Source organism: Paenibacillus sp. OK060 (genome assembly GCF_900101205.1).
Lineage (GTDB): Bacteria > Bacillota > Bacilli > Paenibacillales > Paenibacillaceae > Paenibacillus > Paenibacillus marchantiae.
In genome coordinates this window covers 13,025-37,220 of the sequence record NZ_FNFR01000018.1, presented here as the reverse complement: position 1 = coordinate 37,220, position 24,196 = coordinate 13,025, and the positions used below count along the sequence as shown (strand labels likewise).

Here is a 24,196-nt window from a genome sequence, read left to right as displayed (position 1 = left end):
TTTGCGTATTAATAAATTTATCAGTGAAACAGGTTTTTGTTCCCGTCGGGAAGCCGACAGATTGGTGGAAAGCGGGAAAGTAACGATTAATGGAGTGACGGCAGAGCTGGGCAGTCAAGCAGAAGATGGCGATGATGTAAGAATTAATGGTCAACCTATTAAGGAAAAACGGAAACACGTATATATTGCGCTTAATAAACCTATTGGAATAACGAGTACAACCGAACAGCACATTCAAGGGAATATCGTTGATTTTGTAGGACACAAAGAGCGCATCTTCCCAATTGGTCGCCTGGATAAGGATTCGGAAGGTTTGATTCTGATGACCAATGACGGTGATATTGTCAATCGAATTCTAAGGGCAGAAGGACGCCATGAGAAAGAATATATTGTCACCGTCGATCGTGCGGTAACGCCGAGTTTCTTGAGAGGCATGAGCACAGGAGTCAAGATCCTTGGCGAAATGACGCTGCCTTGTACGGTGACTCGTATATCAGAGCGGGTGTTCCGCATTATTCTGACAGAGGGAAAAAACCGTCAAATTCGCCGGATGTGCAGTGCATTTGGCTATGAGGTTCGGAAGTTGAAGCGGATTCGTATTATGAACATTCATCTCGGTGAACAGGCCACAGGGACCTGGAGAGAACTGACACCCGCAGAGAAGTCGGAATTAAGCAGTTTGCTAGATTATAATATGGAATAAATGATGATTGTCCAAGGCGCTGCTTCCCCTCAAGGGAAGCAGCGCTTTTTCATATCAGTGGATAGAAAAAAGTCACTCCCCTGGTATAAAGGAGAGTGACATAAGCTTAGGCATTAGTTTGCTATAACGAACGATTCTTTAGTTACCTTGTCCGACTGCTTTCACGGCCGTGTTGTTACTCTGATATTTCCGGATAATCGAAACTTCTACCCGGCGGTTTTGAGCTCGTCCAGCATCCGTTTGGTTGCTAGCGACTGGGTGATACTCTCCATAACCGCTAGGTGTGAACTTCGAAGGGTCCAGCGCCTCATTCAATAACAGAATTTTGAGGAAATTCAGTGCTCGATCGGCACTCAAATCCCAGTTATCCTTATATTGGCTGTTCGAAATGGGAACATTATCAGTATGGCCAGACACAACGACTTCATATTCCGGGAACTCCTGCAGCATGCTCGAGATGGCTTTGGCCAGCGAGCGTGACTCGGGTTTAACATCAGCCCGGCCTGAGGAGAACAGGGCGTTATCACTGATCGTGATTTTGAGCTCAGACTGATTCAGCTTGGTATTCAGCTGATCGGAAAGCCCATTTTTCTGAATATATTGATCAAGCTGTTTCTTGAGTTTCTCCAGATCTTCCTGTTCTTTCTGAGCCATCTGCGCATCCGTAATCTGAGCCGCTGTCTTCTTGGTGATTTCTTCAGGCTGCTGTTTGTTCTTGCCCAAATCTGTAGTAGATTCTGTAGGGTTCATGGAGGTATGATCCAGTACACCCGAACCACCATTCAATGCGCTGCTCAGTGCGGAAGCCATCTGTTCAAACTTCGTTGCATCTATAGAGCTCATAGAGAATAATGTGATAAACAGAGCGAGCAGCAACGTCATTAAGTCGGAGTAGGGAAGCAACCAACTCTCGTCTATATGTTCTTCATGCGGTTCGTGTTTTTTAGCCTTTTTCACCTGATGAGCCCTCCTTCTCTTCCAACTGTCTACGTTCGGAAGGTGTCAGGAATACAGATAATTTTTGATTAATGGCAATGGTGGATACACCAGATTGTATGGATAACAAGCCTTCAACCATCATCAGCTTGATTTCCATCTCTTTTTTGGACATCCGCTTCAGTTTATTGGACATCGGATGCCACAACACGTAACCACTAAAGATACCGAGAAGTGTCGCGATAAACGCCGCTGCAATTGCATGCGAGAGCTTTTCCATATCACTGAGATCGGCAAGCGCTGCGATGAGGCCTACAACGGCCCCGAGTACCCCGAGTGTTGGTGCATACATCCCCGCTTGCGCGAAGATCAAGGCACCGCCACGATGGCGCTCTTCTGTAGCATGAATATCTTCCATGAGTACATCACTTACAAATTCCTGATCATTGCCGTCAATAATCATACGCATACCGCCGCGCAGGAACTGATCATCAATATCTTCGACTTTCGATTCAAGTGCAAGCAAACCTTCACGACGGGTGGTGGAAGCCCAGTCCATAAATGTGCCGATTAGAGAAACACGGTCAATCAGTTGTTGCTTTTTGAACAGTACCCCGAATAGCTTGGGGATTTTTTTAACTTCAGACATGGGAAATGCCATGAAAATAGTTGCTGCCGTACCAACAAAAATAATAACGTAGGCTGCTGGGTTGTTAACCAGGTTGATAAGGGGCGCACCCTTCAGGAACATACCCACTACAAGTGAAACCAGCCCTAAAACTAGTCCGATAATCGTTGAAATTTCCATCATACACCTCATCCATGAGATAAAATTGAATCCTTTCAAGCGGCTTTATTCGGGCTTCCGGACGAACGTTACACCGCAATCCGTTTAATGTTAGGCATCCTTTAGGGTTGCAGAAACAGTTAAAACGGTCATGTATAGTATTTATCGACCAGATGGCCTTTTTTTTTAAGGGTTATTTTCAGGTATAATAAGATCAAATCTGCTCCTTAGGGGCTAAATAGGAGTGAAAAGCCAATGGGCGTAAAGCATGGACGAGATTATGAAGGAATATTGACAGATTTGACAGAGGCTATAGGCCGAATACCGGACCGCTATGTTTTCTTTGAAATGGATGAGGAAGAATGGTCGCGCCTTGGTGTAACAGAGCAACTCGAAGTGGATGAGGCATTGGCGGAAGATCTGTTCTATGCACTGGGTGAGGAGTCGGTCATTCCGGTAGGAAGTGGAGTGGTCATTCATGACAAGGATCAGCACCGAATTCATATCTTAATTGGGGAAGAAGAACTGACTTTTGTACCGCTCATTTAGTATGCTCCTATAAGATATTTTGCATGGAAAACCGAGTTGGAGAATCTCCCTAAAGCCTTATGGTTAGTGGATCTAGCGCCATTTGTACTATTGGAATTTGAGGCTTGTCCGTGGTAAGATGATAGTCATGAAACGGGCGAACCGCAGGGCGGTGGACCTATGCGTTTGGGTTGCTATGGGTAGCACCAAAGGTTTCGGTGGCAGCATGGACAGTTGTCTGTGATAAGCCATCATATGGGGAGGAAGATAACGTATGGTTTTTTCGCAAGAGGAAGTCGAAGCTCATCTGGGAAGGCTGGAAGGCTGGGAACTGGAAGAGGGACGATGGATTGTCCGCAAGTTCGTATTTTCCAACTACATGAAAGGGATTGCATTTGTGGACGAGGTCGCAGCGATTTCGGAAGCGTTCAATCATCACCCTTTCATTACGATTGACTATACAACAGTCACACTGCGTCTCACATCATGGGATGAAGGTGGCATCACATCTGTAGATATTAAAGAAGCAGAGCAATATAATGAGGCTTTTGAGAAAATGAGGTCGGAATAACCTGGATCGGTTATATCGCACTACCGGAAATGAGTGAAGCATACATGTCAGACGATAATCAGAACAAACCTCTTATTGCTGTCGTAGGCAGCCTTAATATGGATCTGGTGGTGAAGACAGACATCATTCCTGAGGAAGGCGAGACGGTGAGTGGGGAGGAACTGCACTATTTGGCCGGGGGCAAAGGCGCCAATCAGGCGGTTGCTGCTGCACGACTGGGTGGACAGACTACGATGATTGGTGCCGTAGGTTCGGATGGTTTTGGTGAACGCCTGTTGCACAGTCTAACGGAAAGCGGGGCGGATGCCTCGCTAGTTCGCATTCTGGATGATACCGTTACAGGTACGGCCTCTATCTGGCTCTCCAAAGGAGATAACCGGATTATTGTTATTCCTGGAGCGAATGGGCAGGTTATGCCTGCGATGCTGGAAGAGGCGGATACGGTAAAAAGCCTGACTGCAGCCGCAGCGGTGCTGCTGCAGCTGGAGATCCCGCTGCCTGCGGTCACCCGCGCCGCCCAACTGGCGGCTGAAGGCAGCGCATTGGTGGTGCTCAACCCGGCGCCTGCGGTGCCGGGTCTGCCCCAGGAGCTCCTGCGGTGCGTCGACGTCGTCACGCCGAACCGCAGCGAGCTCGCCGTGCTCACCGGCCGGGATGATCTCCGGCCGGAAGACGTGGATGCGGCGGTCGCAGAGCTCGCCGCATCCCTCGGGGCCGCTGTCGTCACGACGCTCGGCCCCGAGGGGGCTGTGTACGCGGCAGCGCCTAGCGGCCGCGTTCAGGCAGAGCGTGCCGGCGCGTGCCGTGCGCCCGGCTACGCCGTAAGCGCCGTCGACACGACCGGCGCTGGCGATTGCTTCAACGGCGCGCTGGCAGTAGCCCTCGCGCGCGGAGAGACGCTGGACGCGGCGGTAAGCTTCGCCATGGGCGCAGCCGCGTTGTCGGTGACGAAGCTCGGCGCCCAATCCGGGATGCCGTCCGTACGTGAAGTGCAGGCTTTCCTTGCCGAGCAGAAGGCAAAGAGCCAGTAATCTATGCATGTTTTAGCTGAATCAGAAGCCGGCGGGCAGGATACGCTAATGCATCTAGATGGCGCCATAGCATGATGGTTGTTTTCATCGGAGCATCCCTGAAATGAACAAGAGGCTCTTACTTCCCAGCATGGGAGAGTAAGAGCCTCTTCTCTGTATGACCATGGATAAATCCAGCAACCCTGTAATACCAATAAGGGTTGACTACGTTGTGCGTCTAGCGCCAGCGTGGTTTAGAGCATGAGTAAAGAGCAGAGGATGATTGAAGCCATCACACTCTCTATACATGCCCCCTGCCACAAACTGATCGCCTTGAACATCTTGGATTACTTCTTCTCCGCCAGCCACATCGCAATATTCGCGATTTCTTCATCCTTCAGCTTGTCTTTGAACGAAGGCATACCGCCGCTTTTACCTTTGACGATGGTCGTATAAATCTTCTCCACATCGTCCTGGCTGCCAATCTTCTGCAGACTAGGGCCCATGCCCCCTTGAAGCTGATCGCCGTGGCAGGTAATACAGTTTGCTTTGACCAGTGCCTCAGCCTGTCCTGCATCCATTGTAACTTGTGGCATTGTCGGTTTCGCTTCTTCCGCAACTTCCTCTTTCCCTGGAAGCGTAAACATTAGTACAATAGCTAAAGCGCACGCTGCAAAAAATACCCCGCTCATGATCCATTTGTGCATCCCTTATGTCCCCTCCAGAATGAAAGATCATCTAACTTGAAACTATCCATATCATTATAACGGAACCTGTAGTGACATCATAGCATTTTGTGGTAATTTTTTGAACTAATCACATAACCGGGAACTTTTTAGGGTGATTTCAAGCCCTATTTATTCGCGTGGACCTTCATAGACCATACAGTAAAAAGGTTTCAAACCGCTCGGTGTCTGTCGTTCGTATGTATCCTGCGTAACAAATCCGACTTTTAGATAGACGCGAATGGCCCGGTCATTCCAGGTCAGAACTTCCAGATCAATTTCGTTTGTAGGGTTCCGGCGAATGGCTTCCTGCACAATGGCCGAGACAAAAGCCGTCCCTTGTCCATGACCACATCGATCGGGGTGCATGCCAAGCCCAATGCGGGTGACACCTTCAAGCGGGAAGTATTGAGCAAAACCGCAAATCTGCTGATCCTCTCCCAGCACCACCGCATATTGTTCTTTCCGTAGCTTGGGATCGCCGAATTCCACTTCAAGTGCTTTCATCTGCTCCCAGGGCAGCCAGCTATAAATATTATAAGGCGGGTCATACTGCCAATCGCAGATTAGTTCCGCGTGTTCTTCTTGCATGGGCACAACGTGAAACGTCACAGGGGCTTCATCCATACAACTGCACGCTCCTCTCATTGTGAACAAGCTATAATGATTTTGATTTGTCCATATACATATATACATATGTCATTCCATATCTAAGCTTGTTTCCACTCTACAAAAGAGGCGTTCATTTGGCAAGTCCTCGTTTTTGAAAAAAAGTGAAACAAAAGTTCCGGTAATTTCGTTTATATTATAGTGGGATGGGTAAAAACATTATAAGAGCACGGGCGAAGCAATGAAAAATAGCTTTAAAAAAAGTTAAAATTAGGTTTGATAGCTATCCCGAATATGTTAAGGAAACGAAGTACAAAAAAACCGCCGGATAACATTCCTGCGGAGAATGTACCAGACGGTTCTATTATGCTTCGTTACAGTAAAGTTATTGTTACAGCATGACGTTGCTCGGCTTGTCCCTATTCAATGGCCAATGTCTCATATGCGTCCGTGCTCATAATACGTTTAGCGCCAACATAGCGGTTGGCCCAATAGCTTTCGCTTAATTCGCTAATTGTAACTCCTTTGGAAGAAGAGGAGTGTGCAAACTTCCCATTCCCTACAAAGATCCCTACGTGCGAGACCCCTTTGCCCGTTGTATTGAAGAATACCAGATCACCTGGTCTCATTTCCATCCGGGATACCGAATCACCCATGTCGAATTGTGAACTCGATTGGCGAGCCAGATCAATGCCCAGCTTGTCGAATACATAACTTGTGAATCCAGAGCAGTCAAAGCCGTTAAGCGTTGTTCCTCCGCTTTTGTATGTAGTCCCCATTGCTGAATCAATAACTTGGTCCATTTTCGAATCTGCGAATGCGCTGCCTGCTCCAAGCGATAATGCGAATGTGAGGCTGAGTACAGCTGCGGTTAATTTCTTCTTAAACAAGAGATATACCCCTTCCAATGCCTGCGAGGTTAGCTTAAGGATTCGGTTGAAGGTCCCCTATGATCCCTCTGTTGCAAGATCAATTCACCCATAACTGGTTCCCCCGCTTCCCAGGTGCTAGGAATTTGGCTATGCTAGTTATGCACCTGCGAAATCAAGAAATGACGATTAAATTTTAAGTAGTTACAAATATGAAGGTAAAGATTACAAAGTTGTTACTAAAAACTCACTGCGATTATTGTAACAGAGGTATATCACTTTGGCAACGTTTAACAACAAAATTAACAAAAAAAACCTCGACCTTTGACGGGGAAAGGTCGAGGTTTGCTTGTTTAACGGCATTTGAAGAATACAACTTTACATAGAGATGGTAACCGTTTTTAACCGTTTAATTTAATCCTTGACCGAGTTGGACTGCCATAGGCGGAAATGGGCACATATTTTCCACAGGCTCAGCAAGCACCGGGCAAGTGGATACGTTTGTTGTAGTATAAGACCAGTTAAGCCGGTTAGTAACCATGAAGCTGAAGTAAAGGCACCAAAGACCAACAGATGAAGGCCGCCCAGCAGGACAGCAATGCCGATTAGAGTGATGACTTGGCGTAGTGCAATCCATATAGCTTGAAACGTACCACGTGCTCCGCCTTCCCCATCGGGAGCTGAGATACCAAACTGCATGTACAGTAGGACATGATGGATAACCCACCCGTATACAATCCAACCAGCAACATAGGGAATACCAGGCAAGAGCAGATGGAGGGAATGAAAACCTTCCATAAAGATGGAATAGAGCTTTGGCGCGAGCCAATAAGCGGGTAGCAGCAGTAATATAGTCCGAATGGTGTGGAGCAACAGCATCGGTTTCCATAAATTTTTGATACCGCGAATGAATGGAATGCGCTCTTCCGAATGGTTATAATGCTGGAGCGAGTAGAGCAGCCCTGCCTGAATGAGTGGGCTAATCAGAATCCGTATCAGCAGCATAGCCCCTAAAATCCATAAATAGCGGTGAACCTCCGGATTCGTTGTCAGACCGAGTTGGCTCTCCATTTTAAATAAAATCGTACTGAGTTCCCCTGTATCAGGGTCAGGATAACGCAGGAGCAGCGGAACCACAGCTGACTGCACCATCCGATAAAGAAAGTATCCCCATACTAATTGATAGAGAAATAAGAGTGCCGCAATGAACATATGCTGACGGACGAGAAACCAGCCTTCACGTATTTTCGCTTTCACTGTATCCACCTCACCATGACAGACTTCCGAATATGGCTTCTATAATTTTGGTTGCGCTCATGCTCCAGCGGGATTTAGTTGGCTCATCCAGTCCGGCTTTCAGAAAATTGTTCATATGATGGTTCTCCAGCACAATCGTGTATAGCGGATCAGTCATAGCCCAGGAAACAGGGGAAGTATAGGTCAGTTTGTAGGTAATGCGCTCCTCGCTACCATCCCATTCTTTCGTCATGGTTTTCCCATCTTCGAACATAATTCGAACAGGAACCTTCTTATATTCACTCCCTTTTTTCTGCAATGTAACCGATGACTCGTACAACGTTTGGCCGTCTTTCAGGATAGGATTGATTGCGATCTTTTCCACTGCAAAGTCAGCCATGCCATCGCCGTATACATACTGATTAAAATAATCGGTCCAGGATGTACGCGTCACTTGTTCCACGACCTTTTGAAAATCAGACGAAGTAGGGTGTTTGAAGCGGTATTTATTCACATAGGTCGAGAGAATACGCTCCATCGTTTTAGCACCAACCTGTTGTTCTATTCCAAGTAATACAAGCTTGCCTCGTGTGTATACGTTTGCTGCATATTGATTCTGGGAATCAAACTTCCAGGAGTCCTGTGTCAGTGAAGCTGGAGAAGTAATGAGACCAGCTTGTACGGGCAGATTCGGGATAAGTCCGTATTCCTGTTCCATTACTTTGTCTTCTGCATAGGAGGTGAATCCTTCGTCCAGCCAAGCCTCTTCAAATTCATTACTCGCGACCATGCCGTAAAAATACTGATGCCCAATCTCGTGCACAACCGTGCGTTCCAGATCGTAGCCAGGAGCAGAATCATCTGCACCGAAGGCGGTGACCAAGGTAGGGTATTCCATTCCCCCTGCGCCATTCCCTGATTTGGGCGGGACAACGATGGACAGTGTGGAATACGGATAAGGGCCAAACCACTTGCTATAATTGGATAGCGCTGCTTTGGCGGCGTAGAAATAACGTTCCTTCAGATTCTCATGAGCAGGGTCGAGATACAGCTTGATTCGAACGCCTGGCACATTGGGAGCAGAGAAGGGTTCTTCTGCATAAACAAAATCAGGAGAGGCTGACCAGGCAAAATCATGCACATCATCGGCATAGAACTGATATACTTTTTCGCCGTTCTTCACAACCGCTTGCTGGGTTGGGAATCCAGTAGCAGCTACTTTGTATGTTTCCGGTACCCGAATACGCACACTATAGATACCGAAATCGGCGTAAAACTCTGAATTACCGTGATACTGATGCAGATTCCAGCCTTCGGTCGTTTGACCTCGTGTGCCTACTGGCTCATATACGCTAAGTTTAGGGAACCACTGACCTGCCATAACGAAATTATCTGCTGTTCCCATGCGGGCAAAAATTTTCGGTAGCTTGACCTCAAATCGGGTGTGAAGCGTGATGCTTTCACCGCCTTTAACGGGTTTGGGCAGCCGTACCTTAATGAGGGTAGTATCTTTCATGTTTCCGTCATCCGGTTGCACATACTGCATCCGATGTAAGAGAGAAAGCCCATCCTCTGTTTTCATTTCTGTAATATGCATGGAACCGTAACCGTTAGTGGGCATGACATCACCTCGAAGTTTCCCTCCGGATTCTTTCATAAAAGTGGTGTCGGCAGAAGAGAAGGCATTGGGATACATGTGAAAATAAAGCTCGCTGACGGTTTTCTTACCTGGATGTGTCCAGGTGATCGTCTGAGTCCCTTGCAGTACATTCCCGTCTACCAGCTTCACATCCATGTGATATTCCACTACGCGGTTGCTGAACACTTCAGCGGTAGGTGTCTGTATACTTTCCGGAGATGTTTGGGTTTTGACGGGTGCCGTAGGCTTGCCCGATTCCGGGGCGAGCGCAGGCAAGTCAGATTGAATGGAGCGTGTGGAGCCCAGACCAAGCCATATCCCCCCGGCAACTAAACACAGGGCTATAATTGCGGTGAGCCAGCTCTTGGCGCGTCGTGGAATCATCGTTAAATACCTCCCGTTGACAAGCATCTACAGCATGTATATGTTTGCATTGGGGCGATTATTAGTTAAAATATTTGTATCAACCCTTGGAGGCTATAAAACATGGACCAAAACGAGCAGAACGGCAAAAAACAGATTGCCTTGAATATCGTTAGTGCAAAGAGCAAACACAAAGGTTTCGGTGCAGGCTCCATTGATCTGAATAACCTTTCCCCCGTTATTATTGATAACGGTGAAGCAAAGATTGATGTGGGCGCGATGCATGCGAAGAGCAAAGTGGAGCGCAATATCAAGTTCTCGACTAATCGTGAGGATGTGCCCAATGGACGCCAAGTATGGCTAGTATGGGTAGCTGTGGACCGTAACGAACAGGGGCAGTTCTATGGTGGAGCAACTGCGTGTGAGATGTGGATTGATACAGAAGCGCGTCGTGGATGGAAACTGCTTGCCGATCATGTGAATCGCATGGATTATGCCATGAAGCGCCGGTTCATGCTGGATGATCTTGGACCTGAGGATCGCGCGGCACTCAAGACGTTGCTGACTACGCATAACGAAGAATGGTGGAACGCTTCTCCGGATGAATTGAAAGAAGCGCTTGCCTAATTAATGAATGTTTCAAGCTGTTCAAAAAGAAGAAGCAAAAGCCCCGTGACCGAGATGATCGGTTCGGGGCTTTTGCTTTTATGCTAAATTGAATTTTACGGGTGATGACGCAATTACGTCATTACGTATTTACGTCACTTTGGTTATTCCACCCACCAGCGTTTGAAATCCTTCCACCATGAATGCTTCTCTTCCTGTATTCCCTGCTGGGTTTGCACTTCTCGAGTGTCTTTATCTTTCTCTGAACCCGAATCGTCTGAAGCGCTGCGGCAGACCTCGGTCGGTTCCGTGCCATCAATAAAAACTTCCAGCCGTTTCTCGGCGCAGCCATTGCCAGCCAGTTTGCCGGATTCGGGATCGATATATACACTGACGACGTTATCCGGTACAGTAAAAATCTTCGGTGGAACACTGGCGAGGGCCTGTTCCGTAAACTGGGCGAACATGGGTGCCGCACGACGCCCGTCGGATGTGGAAATGGCTTTGCCTTGATCATAACCGACCCAGACAGCCGTTGAGAGCTCTGGAGTGAAGCCGACTAGCCAAGCATCCGTATTGGTCGTCCCCGTTTTGCCGGCGACAGGCCGTTTAATCGTTGCAGATACCCGATTACCCGTACCTCCATTTTCGAACACACTTTCCATCAAGCGTGTTAATACATAAGCGGCAGCGGGTTCAACGACCTTCTCGGCCTTGGTCTGAGGTGCTTCATAGATTACTCGTCCTGCGGCATCCGTCACTTGCAGAATGGCTACAGGAGGTGTCCGCTGTCCACTTGCGGCAATAGCGGAAAATGCTGAAGCCATCTCCAGTGGACTAACTGGCGAGGTGCCGAGTGCAAGGGAGGGTACCGGGCTCATGTTGCTCGTAATCCCTAGATTCTTGGCCATCTTCACCACTTGTTCAGGTCCAATCTGCATAATCGTATTTACCGCATAGATGTTGTCCGAAGCGGCGATCGCCTGTCTTAAATCAATCTCACCTAAATACTTATCCCCGAAGTTGCCGGGTTTATAGGTTTTGCGATCATTGTCATAATGAAACAAAGTCGGCTCGCTTTTAAACATGGACGCACTGGTGAGCTGTTTGGATTCCAGGGCAGCCAGATACATAATCGGTTTAAAAGCAGATCCCGGTTGGCGTGTAGTCGCCAGTACATGGTTAATCTGATTGGTGCGGTAATTTTTGCCACCCACCATCGCTTTGATGTATCCGGTACGCGGATCGATCGATACCAGAGCCGTTTCGAGCTCGCTTTTGGCGTCCATGCCTCTGGCTACAGCGTCTTCCGCAGCTTTTTGTACACGCAGATCCAGCGTGGTGTATATATTCAATCCCCCATGATCCAGCATCGCTTCGCTGATTCCCAGCTCCTTGATGGCTAGATTCCGGATATAATCGCGGAAATAGGGTGCGCTTTCTACGGTTTTGCGTTCACTTTCCGGCTTGAACGAAAGCATTTCCTCATAAGCCTTGTCTGCTTCCGCTTGCGTAATTTTGCCGATGTCAGCCATGGCATTCAATACAACCTTCTGCCGGTCCTTGGCGTTCTTCATATGATTATATGGTGAATAGTAGGTCGGACCCTTTGGAATCCCTGCAAGCATGGCACTTTCGGCAAGCGTCAACTGTTTGGCGGATTTGCCAAAATACATCCGTGAGGCTGCTTCGATCCCGTAGGCGCCGTGACCGTAATAAATTTCATTCAGGTACATCTGCAGGATTTCATCCTTGCTATATTTCATCTCCAATTGTGCCGTGTACATCGCTTCCTTGGCTTTGCGGGTCCATGTCTTTTCATGAGACAAATACAAGTTGCGCGCGAGCTGTTGCGTCAGTGTACTTGCGCCCTGGGACATCTGCATATGTTCCAGGTTGACGAGTACAGCCCGTCCCATTCCTCGGATGTCGAAGCCGACATGATCATAGAACTTGCGGTCCTCTACAGCAAGTGTAGCGCTAACCAAATCAGGTGAGATATCTCCCAACTGCACGGGTACCGAGTCTTTGCCGCCTGCCGAGAAAGTGGCAATGACTGCGCCCTGACTGTCCAGCAGCCTGGAATTGCGATCGGAGTCGGCTAGTGGCAGGCTGGTGGCGTATAGATAGACCAATGCTGCTGCTGTGGAGATTAGGCCGAGAATAGCGAGCAGAGTCAGGCTTTTGATGACTTTCCATATTCGGAACCCGCGTTTGCGGGTCTTTTGGCTTGATTGGGTCATGGAACGGGCTCCTTTCTTTTCTTTCCAGTATGGGAATTCAATGACACGGATATTCAATCCGGCCGTTTAACGGTTTAAAATATAGCTTTTTTGCAGAAAAAAACCGTTTTGCAGTATAAACGTCAATCGCGTATAATGCAAAAGGGTAATGAAAAGTAACAGTTCGACACAACATACAATAGGCAAGGAAGGTCGAACAGTTCCCATTGTCAGTGATTTGATTCTTTGATTAGTCAGACGCTATGTACGCTCTGGTCAATTTAATCTATATAAACTTTACGGAAAGAAGGTAGAGATTATGGAATTGTGGTTTACGGAGAAACAGACCCCCGCATTCGGAATCACCGCGAAGATTAAACAGACCTATGTAAGCGAAAAGACGGATTTTCAAGATCTGGCTATGGTAGAGACCGAAGAATTCGGCAATATGTTGTTGCTTGACGGCATGGTGATGACAACGGTGAAAGACGAGTTCGTTTATCACGAAATGGCGGCTCACCCTGCGCTGAACACACACCCGAACCCGAAAAAGGTGCTGGTTGTCGGTGGCGGTGACGGCGGAGTTATCCGTGAAGTCATTAAGCATGCTGCTGTAGAAAAAGCAGTTCTCGTCGAAATCGACGGGAAAGTGATTGAATATTCCAAAAAGTATCTGCCTGAAATCGCCGGTAAATTGGACGAGCCTAACGTTGAAGTGCTGGTGAACGACGGCTACATGCATATTATAGAGCATAAAAATGAATACGATGTAATCATCGTTGACTCCACAGAGCCTGTAGGTCCGGCTGCTCCGCTGTTTGAGCGCGGTTTCTACCAAGGTATCTATGAAGCGCTGAGAGAAGACGGGATCTTCGTTGCTCAAACGGACAACCCGTGGTTCAAAGCGGATCTGATCCAAAAGGTAAACAAAGACGTTAAAGAAATCTTCCCGATCGTACATGTGTACGGCTGTAATATCCCTACGTACCCAAGTGGTCTGTGGACTTTTACAATGGGTAGCAAAAAACATAATCCGCTTGAGGTGGACGAGACGCAGATTCCAGAGATGGATACGAAATATTACTCTCCACGTCTGCACAAAGCGGCGTTCGTTCTTCCTAAATTCGTGGAAGACCTTACGAAATAAGGAGGAATAATTAGATGAAATTGGATCAAGCTTATTCAGGTAACGTATTTATTTGCAGTTCAGAGGATTACGAGAACTCCAAAGCAGTCATTTATGGTATGCCGATGGATTATACCGTCAGCTTCCGTCCAGGGTCCCGTTTTGGTCCTTCCCATATCCGTCAGGCGTCGGTTGGACTTGAAGAGTACAGCCCTTACCTTGATAAAAGCATTGTGGATATGACTTACTTTGACGCTGGGGATCTGCTTTTGCCTTTCGGTAACGCAGGACGCAGTCTCGAAGTCATCGGAGAATATATCGGTGGCCTACTGGCTGACGACAAATTCCCGATTGGTCTCGGCGGGGAACACCTCGTTACTTGGCCTGTCATTCAGCAAATGTACAAAAAATATCCGGACCTTATCCTGATCCATATTGATGCACATGCCGACCTTCGTGAAAACTATGAAGGCGAGCCATTGTCTCACTCAACGCCAGTGCGTAAAGCAGCTGAACTGATGGGTGGCAAAAATATTTATCAGTTCGGAATTCGTTCCGGTTCCCGGGAAGAGTTCCAATTCGGACGGGAGAACATCAACTTCTATCCGTTTGAAGTGGCAGCTCCGATGAAGGAAGCTCTTCCGAAAATGGGTAACCGTCCGGTGTACGTTACAATCGATATCGATGTGCTTGATCCATCTGCAGCTCCGGGTACAGGAACAGCAGAAGCGGGCGGTATTACGTCCAAGGAATTGCTTGAAGCCATTCACATGATTGCAGGATCAGATGTAAATGTGGTCGGTTGTGACCTGGTTGAAGTGGCTCCTATTTACGATCATACAGAACAGACACAAATTGTGGCTGCGAAGATGATCCGTGAAATGCTGCTTGGATTCGTAAAGTAATCGCAAAATAACAGCGTCCTCTGTCTGCGTCAGGTTGAAGCCTGCGTAGGAGAGGGCGTTTTTTTATGATCTTCTCCTGAACTTATTGAACCTCATTTCTGTATTGTGTTATACTGACAACAACAGTAATCAGTAGTATATTAATTGATATATTGATTGATATATTACATTCGTGAAGTATATGGTGGTTGGTTCGACCATATACTAAAAAAAGAGCCTTCACCGCGCCAACGGTAAAGACTCTTAGGACCCGAAAGGCTGTGGACTGCCACGGCGCGCATGAACTAAATATTGCTATTCAAGCGAAACCCACCGTCAGGCGATCAACCTTATGAGGTGGGTTTTCGCTTGCTACGAAACTTTTTGCGCAACCAACGGTAAAGCTTTCGGATACTCAGCACTAAACTGAGGATCGCAGCAATCCATCGGATTACATCAAGCAACGCCACAAGTTTGATCATCGACGTCACCCCCTTTCGGGAAGCTGCGCCGTGATCAAGAAAACATCCACCTTTATTCAAAGTCCATAACATTGATTATAGCACGTACGTTCCCGTACCTCTACCATTTGTTGTATATATGATTCCGCCCGCGCGTTAAGCGAAAACACGTATTTGGGATGACTCTATCTTAATATTTATGTATAATATGGAAATAGAGGAAAGGAGTTTTTGTTATGCATGCAATCCGGGCTCAATTGAGTATGTATCCCAAATGGTTCATAGCGGTACTTATGATATTTACCATCAATCTTATAATAACAATGACTTTGTTCATCAATTTAACGCTAATACTGGCTAATCTCGCCATGCTATATGTTGCCTTTAGCATCAGAACACTTAAATACAATAAATTGCATTTTGCCCTTTGCCTTGTTTTAAGTATCACTTTTGTGATCATTGCTTTTAAGGCATATCCCATTTAAATCAGCTCTTAGTAGAGATTAATGATCAACCACTCATGCCCATGAGATAATAAAATGTGGGCATGAGTGGTTTTTAATTGCAATAATGTTACGCGCGATAAACAAATTGTTACGTTAAATCCTGCAAAATAGGGTAAAAACATAGAAGGAGGTGTCACAATGACAACAAAGAGCAGAATGACATGGAAACGGATTGGCGCACTCGCACTATCAGTAACACTGGCTTGGGGACTGGGACCGGTACATACTCTACCCGGCGCTAACGCTGCATCCTCCCCAACGTGTGGAAGTGGAGATCACGGATTAACGGCTACGTTGAAAAAAGGCAGTGGTGTGGAAGACCAACGACTGCAATTTACGGATATCGATTTTCTGAACAATACAACCGGACGGGCTGGTGGTGAAGGCTTCCTTATTGGCACATCGAATTCTGGCTGCACTTGGCAGTCCATCTATACAGGCCAATGGCAGTTCACACAACTTGATTTCCCGAATAATGTGAATGGATTTGCTTTGGCACAGGTAAAGGATTCTCCAACGACATATCTCATCCGCTCAACGGATGGCGGTGCGCACTGGACACGGATGGATACTAAAGGTATACAGTTTAAACGAATTGATTTCCTCAATAAAAACGAAGGCTTTGGATATACCTATAATGGAGCTTATTTGACGAAGGATGGCGGTGCAACATGGAGCCCGATCTCCACACCAGCCAATACACGCGGAGCTGTGTTCACGACACAGAAGCAAGGTTATGCCATTGTAGTGGCTCCTGGTTCAGGATACCGTATCATGCAGACAAGTAACGGCGGCAAGAACTGGACGCAATCGCTGAAGGTAGCCTCAGCAACTTGGAGCGGTGGAGATTTATACGCAAGTGGTAACCAGGTATGGGCCCTTCTGTATGGCGACGCAGGAATGTCTCAGCAGTCGTATTCTCTCTACGCGAGTGGAAATGAGGGCAAGAATTGGAGACAGGTCTTTGCTCAATCCACAGCAGGTGGTGGCCCGGCTCCAGGTGCAAACAGCACAGGGAATGGAAAAGGCCCCGCAGACCCCGGGGGTCACCCAGGGAACATGGCGTTGATTGGTAATCAGACGGCCTATCTCTCCGCAGGATCACCTGCAGCGGGCAAAGTGGGGATTGGGCGTTCATATGATGCAGGTTCCACGTGGAAAAATATCGACCTGAAAGATCCAGGTTATAGCTCCCGCATTTCGTTTCCTTCTGCCAAAACAGGTTGGCTCGTCGTAACAAGCGACAATTCTCCTGCGATTTATGAGACGACAGATGGTGGAACAACATGGAAGCAAAAAATGTTATTGCCTGCTGTAAACGAGTAAATGGCGTTATGCCATGGAATAGTTTTAAGGCGATTTCAATCTAAAATGGTATAAATCTCAACTAATTTGGCCTGATGAGACCAGCCCAAACAAACAAGTCTTTTCCGGACAAATGAAGCCGGAAAGGGCTTGTTTTTGCTTGAATAAAAACGGTTGAATCCTGTTCGGAAACACGTTATTGTAAGCGGTAACAACACTTTTTAGGAGGTTGAAATTATGGTTGATGTTATTCTAAAGGCAGATTCAGAACAAGGATTAATAAATCGCAATATATATGGCCATTTCTCAGAGCATCTGGGACGCTGTATCTATGAAGGCATCTGGGTGGGAGAGGACTCTCCTATCCCCAATACGGAAGGCATCCGAAATGATGTGCTTACTGCACTGCAAAAACTCCATATTCCCGTACTTCGTTGGCCTGGAGGTTGTTTTGCCGACGAATATCACTGGAAAGATGGCATAGGTCCAAAAAGTGAGCGCGCCCGGATGATCAATACGCACTGGGGCGGGGTAGAAGAGAACAATCATTTCGGCACGCATGAATTCCTGAGACTATGTGAGTTACTTGATACGCAGCCATATATCAGCGGCAATCTGGGCAGCGGTACGGTGCAGGAGATGCAGGAATGGGTGGAGTACATCACGTTTGATGGGGAATCACCGATGGCGAACTGGCGGAAGAGCAATGGCCGTGAAGAGCCATGGAAGCTGAAATACTTTGGTGTGGGGAACGAGAACTGGGGTTGTGGCGGTAATATGCGTCCGGAATACTACGCAGATGAGTACCGTCGTTATGCTACATATGTACGCAATTATTCCGGGAATGAAATTTATAAAATTGCCTGCGGTCCCAATGACAACAACTATCACTGGATGGAGGTGTTAATGCGGGAGGCCGGTCGTTTTATGGATGGAATCAGCCTGCATTATTACACCATTCCAACAGGTGAGTGGGCAGATAAAGGCCAGGCTACAGGTTTCGGAGAAGCTGAGTGGTTCACTACATTGAAAAAGACGCTATATATGGAAGAGTTACTTTTGAAGCACTCCGAGATTATGGATAAATATGATCCTGAGGGCAGAGTCGGTATTATCGTGGATGAGTGGGGAACGTGGTATAACGTTGAGCCGGGTACTAATCCTGGGTTCCTGTATCAACAAAATACGATGCGTGATGCTGTACTTGCAGGGATCAATCTGAATATTTTCAACCAACATAATAAAAGAGTGCATATGGCCAATCTGGCCCAGATCGTTAATGTTCTCCAGGCGTTGGTCTTGACAGAAGGAGAGAAGATGCTGCTTACGCCTACATATCATGTGTTTGATATGTATCAGGTGCACATGGACGCGCAGCGGTTGGAACTGAATTACGAGAGCCCTGGATATACTTTCGGGGAAGAGACCATCCCTCAACTTAGTTTGTCAGCTTCTCGTAGCAATGATGGCGTTATTCATGTGACGGCGTGTAACCTTAGTCATACGGATGAGCTTGAAGTGGTTTGTCGGATTGAATCAACGAACGCTTCTGCTGTATCAGGACGAATTCTGCATCACGCAGATTATAGTGCGTTCAACACATTTGAACAGCCGAATCAGGTTCAACCTGCGGACTGGAAGGGTATTACACTCGAAAATAACAAACTGCGTTTTGTACTGCCTCCGGCCTCGGTTGGTATGGTCGCTATAAAGGCTTGATCAGATGGATTCATCCGTGCAGAGTAGAAGTGTTGGGAAACGGGAACCATGCAAGGGATGTAACGATCAATATGATGTGAAAATTAGTGAAGCCAAGCTGGCCCGGCTCGTGGAGCTGGCCTCACGCTCACGTCCGGTCGTCGATGATGCTGAATATGAGCGGCGTTTATCCATCTGCTCTGATTGTCCAGGATTACAATACGGTACGACCTGCCGCTATTGTGGCTGTCTCGTACAGGTGCGCGCCAAGCTGGTAGAGTCGACCTGTCCATTTCCATATGAGCCGCGATGGACCTGATCCAGAATGTATTTCTTTATTAATGAAGCAAGGCAGAGCTGCACTTTACAGGTGTGGCTCTGCTTTTTTTGGCGTTGATGGGCAAAAACTCTGAATTTGGATTTGAATTGAGCGGGTGAACTGGATATAGTTATACAGTAGAGTGTAGGATAGCGAGCTATCCGGGAATATGAGCGCGTATAGCGGCACAACAATACAGGAAGGGCTGTTCTCACCGGCCGTGCCTGATTTTGCGTCGCCTCGAATATAATGGAGGTTAACATTCATGTCGAACATGCGACCGGTTCAGATCCGGCTGCACAGCCGTTATGAAGGTGAAGATGTACTGCAGGAAATGCAGGGTGAAGCCGTATTGAAGGGATCTGTGCTCTATGTTCGTTATGAAGAGCCACAGGCTGGCCCCGAGGGCGGTATTACCCGAACAACATTGAAGCTGGGCGGACAATCCATCAAGATTATACGTCACGGCGAGGTGGAATCGGAGCAAACATTTGAGTTAAACCGCAAGCTCCCTGGTTTTTACCGCTCGCCGTATATGTCGTTTGCCTTGTCCACGCATACAAAGGAGCTGGAACTTTCCATTCAGGGATTGAGCGCACGCGCAGCGTGGAGCTACGACTTTTACCGCTTTGACGAAGAATCCGGACATTTCGCGATTAGTTTGCATATACAGGAGGAACCAATTTCATGACACGTAATCCATTAGATACGATTAACGAACGGGTAAGTACAGCCATTGGCAATGCCATTGTTGCTGCTGGCATTGTTACGCAGGAGGATCTGCCGACCATCACCCTTGAAGTACCACGCGAGAAAACACACGGCGATTTGGCAACCAATGCCGCTATGCAACTGACCAAGATTGCCAAGCGGAATCCACGCCAGATCGCAGAAGAGATTATTGCCAATCTCAACCTGGCTGAAGCTGGAATTGAGAAGGCTGAGATTGCCGGACCGGGATTCATTAACTTTAAGTTGGACAAGAGTTATCTCTACCCTGTGCTGGGGCTTGTACATGAGCAGGGTGAGAATTATGGAAGAATCAATGTTGGTGAAGGGCGCAAGGTCGAGATGGAGTTTGTCAGTGCCAACCCGACAGGCAGTCTGCATCTGGGCCATGCGCGTGGGGCGGCTGTGGGTGATGCGCTTTGCAACATCCTCGACTATGCCGGATATGATGTAACACGTGAATACTACATTAATGACGCGGGTAATCAGGTATTTAATCTGTCTCGTTCCATTGAAGCTCGCTATTTGCAGGAACTGGGCCAAGACGCAGAGATGCCGGAAGATGGTTATCATGGTGAGGATATCAAAGGATTCGCCAAGGAGCTAGTGGCTGAAAAAGGCGATTCTTTGCTGTCCATGCATCCAGGTGACCGTGCAGCTTATTTCCGCGACTTCGGTTTGGAAAAAGAATTGGACAAGATCAAACGTGACTTGAATCGCTTCCGTGTCAATTTCGACATCTGGTTCAGCGAAACATCACTGTATGATAACGGAGAAGTGTTGCGTGTACTTGACGAATTGCGTGATCGTAATGAAATCTATGAGCAAGACGGAGCAACTTGGTTGAAAACGATGCAGTATGGTGACGATAAAGAGCGTGTTTTGATTAAAAATGACGGCACGTACACGTACCTTACGCCGGACATTGCTTATCACCGTGATAAATATGCGCGTGGATACGACACGATGATTAACATCTGGGGAGCGGACCACCACGGTTATATTCCACGGATGAAAGCGGCCATGCAAGCACTGGGCAACGATCCTGAGAAATTGGTCGTGCTGATTGCACAGATGGTGAGCTTGTTCCAGAATGGCGAGAAAGTGAAGATGTCCAAGCGTACAGGCAAGGCGGTAACGATGGAAGATCTGATGGACGAAGTAGGCATTGATGCCATTCGTTACTTCTTTACCATGCGCAGCATGGACTCTCATCTGGACTTCGACATGGACCTTGCGATTTCGACGTCCAATGAAAACCCTGTATTCTATGTTCAATACGCTCACGCTCGGGTATGCAGCGTATACCGTCAGGCAGAAGAACAAGGCATTGAGCTGTTACCATTGGCACAGATCGACCTTTCGAAGCTGACAACGGAACATGAATATGACCTTCTTCGCAAAATGGGTGAACTGCCTGAAGAAATCGCGACTGCTGCTACGGGATATGCGCCGCATCGTATTGTTCGTTATGTATATGAACTGGCATCCCTGTTCCACAGTTACTATCGTGCAGAGCGCGTCATTACTGAAGACGCGGGACAAACCCAGGCGCGTCTGGCCCTGATCGGTGCTGTACGCACCGTCATCGCAACAGCGCTTCGTCTGGTGGGCGTATCCGCACCGGACAAAATGTAATTCAAGCCCTGGCGGTGCACAACCGCCCTATGGCTTTAGCAAAAAGTCTCCATGCACCACGCTTGCAATCCAGCGTGGACATGGAGACTTTTTGTTTTGCCCGCAGCCGAGTTCATACGGCGGCAGGCACCCAGAGCCAGCGCTACCTGCCGCTGTGGGCAATCACCGTGAAGCATCACACCGCGCAGCAGTGCTGCGCTTAGCGATGCTTCACGGAACGGCTCCCTGCGGCAGGCGGCGCACTTTACCCTCCACCCTCCTGCATTAGCTTGAGGGCGTCAATCTCGCCACCGCGTATTTTGCTCTTCGCGGTGGTTGTCTTGCGTGCGCGCAGCGGAACGGTCGCGCGCTTCACGAGCGTTTTGATCTCGGCTGGCGACAGGCCTGGATGCTTCGCAAGCAAGAGCGCTATGGCGCCACTGACGTGCGATGTCGCCATGGAGGTACCGCTCATCTCATGGTGCTTGCCTTGCACCCAGGATGAAACAATTTTGTCCCCTGGCGCATATACATCAACGTATGCACCTCGGTTACTAAACGAGGCGATCCGCCGGTTTTTGTCGGTTGCCCCAACCGATATCGTTTGCGGATAACGTGCCGGATAATCAATGCTGCGGCGTTTGCCGTCATTTCCTGATGAAGCAACAATGACAATTCCGGCTTGATGGGCACGGTTCACGACATCAAGCAATGCTTTGCTACGCGTTTTCATGCCAAAGCTCATATTGATAATATCGACCCGATTGCGTACACACCAATCGATGCCAAGCACAATGTCTGACACGAAGGCCGAACCATTATGGTCGAATGCCTTCACCGGATAGATCAGGGAGCGAGGGGCTACGCCAATCATACCTGCCGTACTGTTAGCTGCGGCAATGGTTCCGGCAATATGGGTGCCATGACCGTTATCATCATGAGGAAGCAAACTGCGGTTTAACAGATTGATTCCGCGTGCCAGCGAATAGCGAAGATCCGGGTGTTGATAATCGGCACCTGTGTCGATCACGCCGATTTTGATTCGATGTCCCGTGGATACGGACCATACTTTGGGAGCGTGAATCTGTTTGACGCCCCAAGGTATGCCCTGAGCACTGCTCGGTTTACTGTGAAGCGCGGTGGCATGCAGTGAGATGGATACATCTTCTTCTACCGTAATCTCATTGCTGTAGCGAGATAATTCTTCTGGGTCATGCACCGGGGCGATAATGGAGCGGGCCAGCCGGGAGGAGCGTACCATACCAAGATCCGTAAATTCATTCCTCATCCGCGACAGTTCCACGAGGCAGGCTTCATATTGCTTCGGTTTGGCGAACCGGATCAGGTACCGCCGCCCCTGTTCTGGTTCGGGACGTTGCATTCCTTCAACCAATTGATGTAGAAAACCAGTATAGTCCATAATGGGCAGCCCCCTTCGGGATGAACATGCTGAGGTATTCTATGAATTCATTGATCCCGCCGCATGGGGAACCTGCCCTTTTTTTACAAAAACACATTCTCTTCGTGTCAAAACGGGCGCAGGGACATATGATGGATGGAGGGCTAGAGGGCTCTCGCGGGGACCCTGGTGAGGAGCGATCCTTCAAGGGTATACAGTCAGAAGGCGGAGGGGACTCCGTCTTTTTTATATGATCATGCTTTTTTTGCAAAAAGGACGATATGCCCGCGAGTTAGCGGTCTCTTACGGGTCTATACATTGCTCGTTTGAAGTCGCTTCTTGGAATTATGAGACATCCATACATAAAAACTTGCTTTTTGAGGCTAAATAGGTTTTACTTAGGTTTGTTAATGGATATGTTATATGTAACATTCCAGTTCGTAGGGATATAAAGTGAATTTTGTGTGAGAGGAAGTGTCTGTCAGTGAGTACCTCGCTCAATTTGAAAATTGATAAAGAAAAGGTCAGAGAGATTCCTTTGGTGGACCTCGCCTTTATGGTGCTGAAAGCGGCCAATACGCCGTATTACTACCGTGATTTGATGAATGAGGTAGCTAAACAGCGCGGAATGACTGATGAAGAAATCAACGAGTTTATCGCCCAGTTATATACCGAGATTAATATCGATGGCCGTTTTGCTTGCGTCGGTACAAGTCTGTGGGGCTTGAAGCGCTGGTATCCGGTAGCTGGATCGGAAGATACCATGACGGGTGCGAAGCGTCCGCGCATCATCAACGATGAAGACGATGATCTGGAAGATGAGGACTTCGGGGAAGAGGAAGACAGCTACAACAGCGACGAAGACTTCGACAATTCTGATGATGATCAGGACGAAGATGATGATGACGATGATGATGACGAAGACGACATCTTTGACGAAGAAGATGGCGAAGAAGAAGTTCTAGTTGAAGATGACGATTTGGAAGAGGAAGACCTCGAAGAAGACGATGAAGAAGAGTCCGAAGACGAGGGTGAATTTGACGACGATTCCGATAAGTAGCAGTCATTTTTGACATCGATAGTTTACCTGTTTTCCCCGCATAGTCAGCCTTGACAGCAGACGGGGTAACGGGTAAACTATTGCATGGGCTTATGAATGAGCGACAAAATATTTATGTTTTTTATAAAAAGTGCCCCGTCCTGCGGGAGTACTTTTTTTGTATTTTTAGAGGCAGAATTTTGCAAAATGATTTGAATTCCGCATGCTCCCGGCCAACAATCCGTGGTCTATTTTTGTATATCCAAAACACCAAATGGATCGATGCAATGATATCTATTTAGGGACAGG

The 24,196-nt window shown here is 47.8% G+C and carries 22 protein-coding genes and 1 riboswitch; of the genes, 13 read left to right on the top strand and 9 right to left on the bottom strand.

From position 1 onward, the window contains the following. The first annotated feature begins 1 nt into the window (after nucleotide 1). Nucleotides 2-703 (top strand): 23S rRNA pseudouridine(2604) synthase RluF, encoded by a 702-nt coding sequence (rluF, locus tag BLS14_RS31870; RefSeq protein ID WP_063567628.1) that lies wholly within the window; start codon nucleotides 2-4, stop codon nucleotides 701-703. A 138-nt stretch (nucleotides 704-841) separates the two neighbouring features. Here rluF and motB read toward each other — a convergent pair whose 3' ends face one another. Then, nucleotides 842-1,660 carry a flagellar motor protein MotB gene (gene motB / locus BLS14_RS31865; RefSeq protein ID WP_063567629.1) on the bottom strand — a complete coding sequence of 273 codons (819 nt, stop codon included), beginning with the start codon at nucleotides 1,658-1,660 and terminating at the stop codon, nucleotides 842-844. Then, nucleotides 1,647-2,447, bottom strand: a complete 801-nt coding sequence (motA, locus tag BLS14_RS31860; protein ID WP_024628803.1) for a flagellar motor stator protein MotA — start codon at nucleotides 2,445-2,447, stop codon at nucleotides 1,647-1,649. The genes motB and motA overlap by 14 nt, the downstream gene beginning before the upstream one ends. A gap of 234 nt (nucleotides 2,448-2,681) precedes the next feature. Here motA and BLS14_RS31855 point away from each other — a divergent pair, with 234 nt between their 5' ends. From BLS14_RS31855 to rbsK, 3 genes are all read left to right on the top strand, one after another. After that, nucleotides 2,682-2,975: a hypothetical protein gene (locus BLS14_RS31855; RefSeq protein WP_063567630.1), complete on the top strand. Its 294-nt coding sequence runs from the start codon at nucleotides 2,682-2,684 to the stop codon at nucleotides 2,973-2,975. A 253-nt stretch (nucleotides 2,976-3,228) separates the two neighbouring features. Further along, a complete protein-coding gene (locus BLS14_RS31850) occupies nucleotides 3,229-3,525 on the top strand; it encodes a 4a-hydroxytetrahydrobiopterin dehydratase (RefSeq protein ID WP_063567631.1) in 297 nt (98 codons plus the stop codon). A gap of 29 nt (nucleotides 3,526-3,554) precedes the next feature. Continuing rightward, complete coding sequence (gene rbsK, locus BLS14_RS31845) at nucleotides 3,555-4,556, top strand: ribokinase (protein WP_256336787.1); 1,002 nt, start codon at nucleotides 3,555-3,557, stop codon at nucleotides 4,554-4,556. A gap of 326 nt (nucleotides 4,557-4,882) precedes the next feature. On the opposite strand, the gene BLS14_RS31840 is transcribed toward rbsK, so the two are convergent. The 5 genes from BLS14_RS31840 to BLS14_RS31820 form a co-directional block, all read right to left on the bottom strand. Then, entirely contained in the window at nucleotides 4,883-5,242 is a 360-nt protein-coding gene (locus BLS14_RS31840; protein ID WP_063567633.1) for a c-type cytochrome, read from the bottom strand. A gap of 150 nt (nucleotides 5,243-5,392) precedes the next feature. Next, complete coding sequence (locus BLS14_RS31835) at nucleotides 5,393-5,887, bottom strand: GNAT family N-acetyltransferase (RefSeq protein ID WP_079697729.1); 495 nt, start codon at nucleotides 5,885-5,887, stop codon at nucleotides 5,393-5,395. Between the two features lie 401 nt (nucleotides 5,888-6,288). Beyond that, entirely contained in the window at nucleotides 6,289-6,759 is a 471-nt protein-coding gene (locus BLS14_RS31830) for a C40 family peptidase (RefSeq protein ID WP_063567635.1), read from the bottom strand. A 3-nt stretch (nucleotides 6,760-6,762) separates the two neighbouring features. Next, a riboswitch (cyclic di-AMP (ydaO/yuaA leader) is annotated at nucleotides 6,763-6,900 on the bottom strand. 252 nt (nucleotides 6,901-7,152) lie between these two features. Next, nucleotides 7,153-7,995 carry a hypothetical protein gene (locus BLS14_RS31825; protein WP_090812022.1) on the bottom strand — a complete coding sequence of 281 codons (843 nt, stop codon included), beginning with the start codon at nucleotides 7,993-7,995 and terminating at the stop codon, nucleotides 7,153-7,155. Nucleotides 7,996-8,005: 10 nt separating this feature from the next. After that, nucleotides 8,006-9,997 carry a M1 family metallopeptidase gene (locus tag BLS14_RS31820; RefSeq protein ID WP_090812020.1) on the bottom strand — a complete coding sequence of 664 codons (1,992 nt, stop codon included), beginning with the start codon at nucleotides 9,995-9,997 and terminating at the stop codon, nucleotides 8,006-8,008. Between the two features lie 102 nt (nucleotides 9,998-10,099). Between BLS14_RS31820 and BLS14_RS31815 the strand changes: the two genes are divergently transcribed. Then, nucleotides 10,100-10,603, top strand: coding sequence for a YwhD family protein (locus BLS14_RS31815; protein ID WP_063567638.1), 504 nt, complete (start codon nucleotides 10,100-10,102; stop codon nucleotides 10,601-10,603). Between the two features lie 143 nt (nucleotides 10,604-10,746). On the opposite strand, the gene BLS14_RS31810 is transcribed toward BLS14_RS31815, so the two are convergent. Beyond that, a complete protein-coding gene (locus tag BLS14_RS31810; protein WP_090955829.1) occupies nucleotides 10,747-12,825 on the bottom strand; it encodes a transglycosylase domain-containing protein in 2,079 nt (692 codons plus the stop codon). Between the two features lie 298 nt (nucleotides 12,826-13,123). On the opposite strand from BLS14_RS31810, the gene speE reads away from it, so the two are divergent. The 7 genes from speE (at nucleotide 13,124) to argS (ending at nucleotide 21,470) form a co-directional block, all read left to right on the top strand. Continuing rightward, nucleotides 13,124-13,951, top strand: a complete 828-nt coding sequence (gene speE, locus BLS14_RS31805) for a polyamine aminopropyltransferase (protein ID WP_064641349.1) — start codon at nucleotides 13,124-13,126, stop codon at nucleotides 13,949-13,951. A gap of 14 nt (nucleotides 13,952-13,965) precedes the next feature. After that, a complete protein-coding gene (gene speB, locus BLS14_RS31800) occupies nucleotides 13,966-14,835 on the top strand; it encodes an agmatinase (protein ID WP_063567641.1) in 870 nt (289 codons plus the stop codon). 1,084 nt (nucleotides 14,836-15,919) lie between these two features. Then, entirely contained in the window at nucleotides 15,920-17,107 is a 1,188-nt protein-coding gene (locus BLS14_RS31790) for a WD40/YVTN/BNR-like repeat-containing protein (RefSeq protein WP_063567643.1), read from the top strand. Nucleotides 17,108-17,323: 216 nt separating this feature from the next. After that, nucleotides 17,324-18,805 (top strand): alpha-N-arabinofuranosidase, encoded by a 1,482-nt coding sequence (locus BLS14_RS31785; protein ID WP_090955825.1) that lies wholly within the window; start codon nucleotides 17,324-17,326, stop codon nucleotides 18,803-18,805. Nucleotides 18,806-18,821: 16 nt separating this feature from the next. Then, a complete protein-coding gene (locus tag BLS14_RS31780) occupies nucleotides 18,822-19,103 on the top strand; it encodes a DUF6171 family protein (RefSeq protein ID WP_256336786.1) in 282 nt (93 codons plus the stop codon). 265 nt (nucleotides 19,104-19,368) lie between these two features. Next, complete coding sequence (locus tag BLS14_RS31775; protein ID WP_090955821.1) at nucleotides 19,369-19,794, top strand: YwiB family protein; 426 nt, start codon at nucleotides 19,369-19,371, stop codon at nucleotides 19,792-19,794. Continuing rightward, nucleotides 19,791-21,470, top strand: a complete 1,680-nt coding sequence (gene argS, locus BLS14_RS31770; RefSeq protein WP_063567646.1) for an arginine--tRNA ligase — start codon at nucleotides 19,791-19,793, stop codon at nucleotides 21,468-21,470. Before BLS14_RS31775 ends, argS begins: the two co-directional genes overlap by 4 nt. Nucleotides 21,471-21,714: 244 nt before the next feature. On the opposite strand, the gene BLS14_RS31765 is transcribed toward argS, so the two are convergent. Then, nucleotides 21,715-22,869 carry a S8 family peptidase gene (locus tag BLS14_RS31765; protein ID WP_063567648.1) on the bottom strand — a complete coding sequence of 385 codons (1,155 nt, stop codon included), beginning with the start codon at nucleotides 22,867-22,869 and terminating at the stop codon, nucleotides 21,715-21,717. Nucleotides 22,870-23,332: 463 nt separating this feature from the next. Between BLS14_RS31765 and rpoE the strand changes: the two genes are divergently transcribed. Continuing rightward, complete coding sequence (gene rpoE, locus BLS14_RS31755; protein WP_063567650.1) at nucleotides 23,333-23,908, top strand: DNA-directed RNA polymerase subunit delta; 576 nt, start codon at nucleotides 23,333-23,335, stop codon at nucleotides 23,906-23,908. Nucleotides 23,909-24,196: the final 288 nt, after the last annotated feature.